3 protein-coding genes, 3 tRNA genes and 2 pseudogenes (1 of these 8 only partly in view) are annotated in these 6592 nt (G+C 36.6%); 4 read left to right on the forward strand and 4 right to left on the reverse strand.

All coding sequences use genetic code 11. From position 1 onward, the window contains the following. Both HMPREF9096_RS0108850 and HMPREF9096_RS01140 read left to right on the forward strand, forming a co-directional pair. Positions 1–214 (forward strand): annotated as a pseudogene (locus tag HMPREF9096_RS0108850) (hypothetical protein); the annotation flags it as partial. 306 nt (positions 215–520) lie between these two features. Beyond that, on the forward strand, positions 521–3754 hold the full coding sequence (locus tag HMPREF9096_RS01140; protein WP_172633385.1) for an autotransporter outer membrane beta-barrel domain-containing protein: 3234 nt from the start codon (positions 521–523) through the stop codon (positions 3752–3754). Positions 3755–3826: 72 nt separating this feature from the next. Here HMPREF9096_RS01140 and HMPREF9096_RS09530 read toward each other — a convergent pair whose 3' ends face one another. The 4 genes and pseudogenes from HMPREF9096_RS09530 to gltX all read right to left on the reverse strand — a co-directional run bounded on the left by HMPREF9096_RS09530 (position 3827) and on the right by gltX (position 6264). Then, positions 3827–3874, reverse strand: a complete 48-nt coding sequence (locus HMPREF9096_RS09530) for a hypothetical protein (protein WP_367379035.1) — start codon at positions 3872–3874, stop codon at positions 3827–3829. 16 nt (positions 3875–3890) lie between these two features. Next, positions 3891–4510 (reverse strand): annotated as a pseudogene (locus tag HMPREF9096_RS09270) (helix-turn-helix domain-containing protein); the annotation flags it as partial. A gap of 155 nt (positions 4511–4665) precedes the next feature. Continuing rightward, positions 4666–4741, reverse strand: a tRNA-Ala gene (locus HMPREF9096_RS01125). An 80-nt stretch (positions 4742–4821) separates the two neighbouring features. Further along, a complete protein-coding gene (gltX, locus tag HMPREF9096_RS01120) occupies positions 4822–6264 on the reverse strand; it encodes a glutamate--tRNA ligase (protein WP_009500857.1) in 1443 nt (480 codons plus the stop codon). Positions 6265–6434: 170 nt separating this feature from the next. On the opposite strand from gltX, the gene HMPREF9096_RS01115 reads away from it, so the two are divergent. Next, positions 6435–6510: transfer RNA gene (locus tag HMPREF9096_RS01115), tRNA-Val, on the forward strand. 52 nt (positions 6511–6562) lie between these two features. Beyond that, positions 6563–6592, forward strand: a tRNA-OTHER gene (locus HMPREF9096_RS0108855) (it continues 40 nt past the right edge of the window).

Here is a 6592-nt window from a genome sequence, read left to right on the forward strand (position 1 = left end):
TATTAGAACGTACGCAAGAACACGCTTTTCATATCCTACAAGACAGTTCCCTGTAAATATCAAATCACTCAATGAAGAAGAAGCCATCCTTCAATTTGCTGACAGCGACATTGAATTTTGTGCCACAGTCCACCAGCCGAATCAATGGCAAATCGGACAACAGGTTTGGATTCATATTGATCAAGAGCAAATTATTTTAGCAACGCTAGGTTAATCCCAAAGTGCGGTGGAAAAATTGAAAGTTTAGTTATAGTAAAACCTAATAGTTTCTTTCACTAGAAATGTAAAGAATTGTAAAGATTCTTTATCTCTATCATCTTTGAAATATAATGTCCCATTTTAGAATGGTCATCAAAAACAGTTTCAAAACGAACCGCACTTTCCATTACATCAGTATTGATTGTGTATCAAGCGATGGCTACTGTATCAATCGATGTCCATGGGACAGTCTTACGATAAAATTCAGACAATAACCTTGATCTTCCCCCTTTTTGATAACGCAAACAAGGATAATAAAATCATGAAATTACATAAATCATTTATAGCTAAGTTTGTTCAAGCCTCACTTTTTTCTTGCCTTTCTTTTTTTGCTTATGCACAAGATGTTAATTCGGAAGAAAATAAACCTTTACCTCTTAACAATGAAGGATATGAGGCTAGAAAAAAATCTATTGCAGATGATATAGATAAGGCCGTTAAGGATATTAAGGAAAAAGAAGAAAAACTTACATATGATACTTTTAAAGACAATCAGTTCAGTCTTACGAAAAAGGAAAATCAAAATATATCAGGGATTTTTGATACGCCTAACGAAAGTGGAGGCAGTTATCTGTTTCATGTAGGGGGTGGAGATCATAAAGTTAATAATTTGAAGTTGATTAACAATACTAAGCTCGCATCTGGTGCAGAAGTTTTTACTGATCAATGGTATTATCGAACTTCAGGAAAGCCAGGAGTGGAACATCTCGCTTATATTGAAAATAATGGAAATATCACTGGAAAAGGACCTAACGAGACAGCACATGCGATATATCTTCATTCATCAGAAGATTTTTATTTCAAGAATAAAGGTAAGATAACGTCACTAGCCTCTAGGGAGCATCCAGGCAATTTTGCTCCGGACCAACGAAATATAAAGAATGTGATTTCGTCAGGTAATTTAATATTAGAGAATGAAGGTTCGGGTAGTATGTTAGATAAATTTAATTTTTATGGAGAACGTGTTACTTTTTTAAATAAGGAAAATGCTTTAGTGTCTAACTCTTCAATTGGTGCAGGCACTCTTATTTTTTCTAATAAAGGCGTAATGGGCCCAAGAAATGATACCCCTATGACGATTGATGAGTTTATTAAAGCAGGAAGAGGGCATTATGATCAAGCCCTCATTAAGGATTATATACAAGAGAAATATCGTAAATATGAAGACGAGTTTTATCGTGATAAATTCAAAAAAAGAGATGAATTTATTGCGGCTAAAGATGAATATATTGCCAAGAAATATGGTACTGAAAAACGTTTGCCTTATAAAGATTATAAAAAATTTATAGACGAATATTCTTCTGGACCTTGGATTAATCCATATACTCCTAAGGACGCTATTAGCATAGGAGGTATAGAGTGTTATATTAATGTTGATGGTACTACAGGATGTAGTGAGGAGATGGTTGAAACAGAGGAGCTGTTTAAGATAGATCTATATAATTTTGAAAGATCTTTAAAACCACCAATGACAATAGATGAATTTATCAAGGCGCGTGGAAAAGAATTTGATAATCTTCCTAAAAAGCCAGATAAGGAGACAAAGTCTAATTATAATTACTATATAGATGAATTTTTAACCAATACAACCAAAATTAACACGGAAAATTTGCAGGGAGAAAATACTGGAACGGTATCTGGAACCTTAAATATGAAGTTCAAAGATGGATATTTTATAAACTCTGGTAGCATAGATTCGTTGAATGTTAACGCAGGGAAAGGCTTGATTGTTAATCGTGGTGATGCCTTATTAGATATCAAGGATAATGGACAGGATAGTGACCTATTAACTGTAGATTTAAAACATTCTATAGTTTTAATGGGGTCAAGTATCAACAGAAAATCAGCTCCAACTCGGGTTATCGTTAATGAAGATACAAATATTGCTGGTGTGTTGAAGGCTAATGGAAGCAACGAAACTCTTGTCGTGAGCAGAAATAAAAATAGTGAGCTTCATAATCTTGAAGCCGGTATGGATAAATATGTTGGTTTTGAGCATTTAGAAATGCAAGGGAAATGGGCGATTAAGGAATCTGACGCTAAATTTGACAAATCGATCACTTTTAATGAAGCTAATGTTGAATTGGCAGATAAAAAATTAATTAGCCCAGAAGTAACAAATACAGATAGTAGTACTATTAATGTTACGTCTAACGCTGAAGTAAATGGAAACTTTACTAATGAAGGAAAAGTGAGTTTAACAGGTATGTTAACTACTTCAGGCAATGTTAAAAATAGTGGCACCATTGAATTTAATAATGGTCTTCAAGGCACAAAATTTGTGACTTCAGGGGACTATACTGGCGCTGGAGAAAAAAGCCTATTAAAAATGAATGTCGATGCAAGTGCGGGCGAAACTGAGTTTGATTTACTTAAGGTTGGTGGAAAAGCAAGTGGCACAACTAAAATTGCCTTTATGGATCCCAAAAAATTAGAGGCTAAAATGAAAAATCGAGTGAAATTGGTTCAAACCCAATCATCGGATGAAAATGCGTTTTCTCTCGTTGAATACAAATATGGTCGCTACAAGTATAAGTTTTATAACGTGGCAAATGATGGTGGCTATAGTAACTGGTATTTGGAACAACTCCCAACTTTTCGTAAGGAAGTCGCGGGAATTGTGTCGGGCTTTGCGGCAAGTCAAAATTTGTTTACTCACACATTCCATGATCGCGTAGCGAAAGATAAATTACCAGAGGAGCATACAGCTTGGGTAAGGGTTTATCATCATAATACGAAGTATCAGCTTAATGGCGTAGATTCAAAAGCCGATGCTCATTCAGATACCCTACAGTTGGGCTATGATGCGTTGAAATATAACAAGGGAACCAACAAATTTACAGCTGGTGCCTATGTGAGTTTAGGGCGTCAAAAATCAGAAACTTATTTGGTTGAAGATGATGAAAGAGTACGCAGTATCTCAAAGGGATATTCTCTAGGGCTCTACGCAACATGGGAAAAACCAAACTGGTATGTTGATAGCTGGATCCAAGTGAATCGCTTAAAAACTAAAGTGAATACAAGTGATGGAAGATCGGATTATAAAACGACCGCACTTCAAGCTTCATTAGAGGCTGGATACAATAAATTATTAAACAAAACAGATAATTATGCTTATTACGTTCAGCCACAAGGTCAGGTTATTTACAATCACTTCCATAAACCAGATATGGGTGAAGAATTGGATGTGTTAAATCCTCGTTATTTCGTTACACGTTTGGGTGTGCGTTTTTACCAACAATCATTAAATCACCCAAATCATGGCGAACCTTATTTGGCATTAAATTGGTGGCATCATACCAATCAAACAAGTGTAGTAACTGATGAAAAAGCGATTTCAATTAAAGGGATAAAAGATCTTAAAAATATTGAGGTCGGGATTGATAAATGGCATATCACAGATAATCTTTCCGTATGGACAAATGTAGGCTATTACATGGGAACGCATAATTATCGTGATATTCGATATAATTTAGGCGCATCTTATCGCTTCTAATTTATATAGTTAAATATCTAAAAAAGGTGGGTTTTGATCTGCCCCCAAAAAGTTAGACTGTTAAATTAAGGACTAAGTTCTGTACTCCATAGGGCTTAGTCCTTTTAGTTTCCCCTGAATGAGATCATGGTTGTAATAATGCTACATTTTTATCGTTTTTCGTCTTCAAGTGATAGAAGAAAACACTGCGTGCCAAGCCGATTAAATCTAATAAAATGGACAGTGGAAAATGAAGGCGCAATGCCTTTACGATAGCGGCTTTTTCTACATTTGTTGTTGGTTGAGCTCCTGCAACTTTTTTAGGATTGCGTTCTCCGCACGAAGACGCAAGTTTTCCAATTCTAGTTCTTCCTTTCGTGTTTTCGGTTTAGGTGGCATTTTAGAATATTTCGGTTGCATGATTGGGCGACCTTTAGATTTGGAGATTAAGCCGTTTATACCTTGTTTTTCAAAGGCTTGCAATCATCGGTTAATCTCACTTGAATTGGCAATGCCAAAGTATAAATAGGCTGTTTCTGCAGAAAACTGCCCATTTTTAACCGCTTGTATCACGTTAAGTTTAAATTCAGGTGAGTAATTTCTCTTCTTCCCCAGCACAGCTAACCCATTGATTCCACTATTATTAAATTGGTTAATCCAATGTCGCAATGTTCTACTGGCAAGTTGAAAATGTTTACGAGTAAGTGAACGATTTTTACTATTTTGAAGATAAAATTCGATGACTTGTTGTTTGAAAAGAGTGTTGTATTTGGTCATAAAAAATCTGAAACTTAGTTAGTTGGTTATTTAGTCCAACTTTTGGGGTGCAGATCATTATGCGTTACTATGCGTTAAATTGAGTGCCAAAATGCGCTAAAATACTGATTTTTAAATACAAAAAAAGCAAAGTGATTTACCTTGCTTTATTAATTTGGTGGAGATAATCGGGATCGAACCGACGACCTCTTGAATGCCATTCAAGCGCTCTCCCAACTGAGCTATATCCCCATAAAAGACAGCGACATAATAAAATTTGACTATGTGGCTGTCAATACGATTTTATTATGCGTTTGTTATCCGATTAAATATTAAGCATTTTGTGCATTAATAAAATCAATAGCACGCTGAATGCGTGCAAGTACGCGATCTCTGCCGATACCGACTAGGGTAACATCCATTGATGGAGATTGACCAGAACCTGTCACAGCGACACGTAATGGCATGCCAACTTTACCCATGCCTACATCTAGTTCAGCAGCCGTTTGCTCAATGGCTTCGTGAGTAGAATGTAAATCCCAGCTAGAAAGTGCGGTTAATTTTTCTTTTACTTTTGCTAGTGCTTCAGCAGCATTGCCTTTGAAATGTTTTTTCGCTGCGGCTTCATCAAAGGTTTCAAACTCTTCAAAGAAGTAGCGGCTTGAGCTAGCCATTTCTTTTAAGGTTTTGCAACGTTCCGCAAGCATGGTGACTATTTCAGTTAATGCAGGACCATTGGTTGTATCAATGCCTTGATCTTTGTAATGCCATTCAAGATGTTTAGCCACATATTCTGGCGGTAATTCGCGGATATAATGTTGATTCAACCATTGTAATTTTTCGGTATTAAATGCGCTAGCTGATTTGCTAACGTGATCTAATTCAAAATAATTGATCATTTCTTCGCGACTGAAAATTTCTTGGTCGCCATGTCCCCAGCCTAAACGCACAAGATAGTTGATTAAAGCTTCCGGTAAGTAACCATCATCACGATATTGCATTACGCTCACTGCACCATGTCGTTTAGATAATTTTTGACCATCATCTCCATTAATCATGGAAACGTGCGCATAGGTTGGAATTGGGGCTCCAATGGCTTTTAAAATGTTAATTTGACGTGGCGTGTTGTTGATATGATCTTCTCCACGCACAACGTGTGTGATTCCCATATCCCAGTCATCTACAACTACACAGAAGTTATAAGTTGGCGAACCGTCTGTACGACGAATAATAAGATCATCAAGCTCACTGTTGCTGATTTCAATGCGACCACGTACGGCATCATCAAATACAACCGAGCCTTCAGTTGGGTTTTTGAAACGTACAACATGCGGTTCATCTGGAGAGTGGCTGTGATCGTACAAGCAGTGACGGTCATAACGTGGTTTTTCTTTATTTTGTTCTTGAGTATGACGAAGTTCTTCTAAGCGATCTTTAGTACAATAGCAACGATATGCTAGGCCTTGTTCAATCATTTCATCGATAACTTGGTTGTAACGATCAAAGCGTTTAGTTTGGTAATAAGGGCCATGTTCCCAAGGAAGATTTAACCATTCCATTCCTTCAATAATTGCAGCAGTTGCTTCTGGTGTTGAACGCTCTAAATCAGTGTCTTCAATTCGTAATACAAATTCGCCGTTATTATGTTTTGCGTATAACCAAGAATAAAGTGCGGTACGTGCGCCACCTACATGTAAATAACCTGTAGGGCTAGGCGCAAAACGAGTACGCACTTTTACATTTGGATCTAAATTAAAAGGAGCATCTAGTTTCATTTTTATAACCTATCTTCAATAAAATATTAGTCGTTATTCTACTACGACTTGTTTGACTTCTAAATAAAAAAGCGGATTTTATGCTTATTTTTACGACAATTAAACAAAATTTAATAAAAAGGTATTGACTGAAAATGCATTCTCCCTATAATGCCAACCCACAACATTAAGGGCGATTAGCTCAGTTGGGAGAGCACCTCCCTTACAAGGAGGGGGTCACTGGTTCGAGACCGGTATCGCCCACCACTTAAAAGTGTTTAAATAAACCGAAAATTTAAGGTTTTGCCTTAATATTATCGGGCGATTAGCTCAGTTGGGAGAGCACCTC

This window comes from Haemophilus sp. oral taxon 851 str. F0397, assembly GCF_000242295.1.
Lineage (GTDB): Bacteria > Pseudomonadota > Gammaproteobacteria > Enterobacterales > Pasteurellaceae > Haemophilus.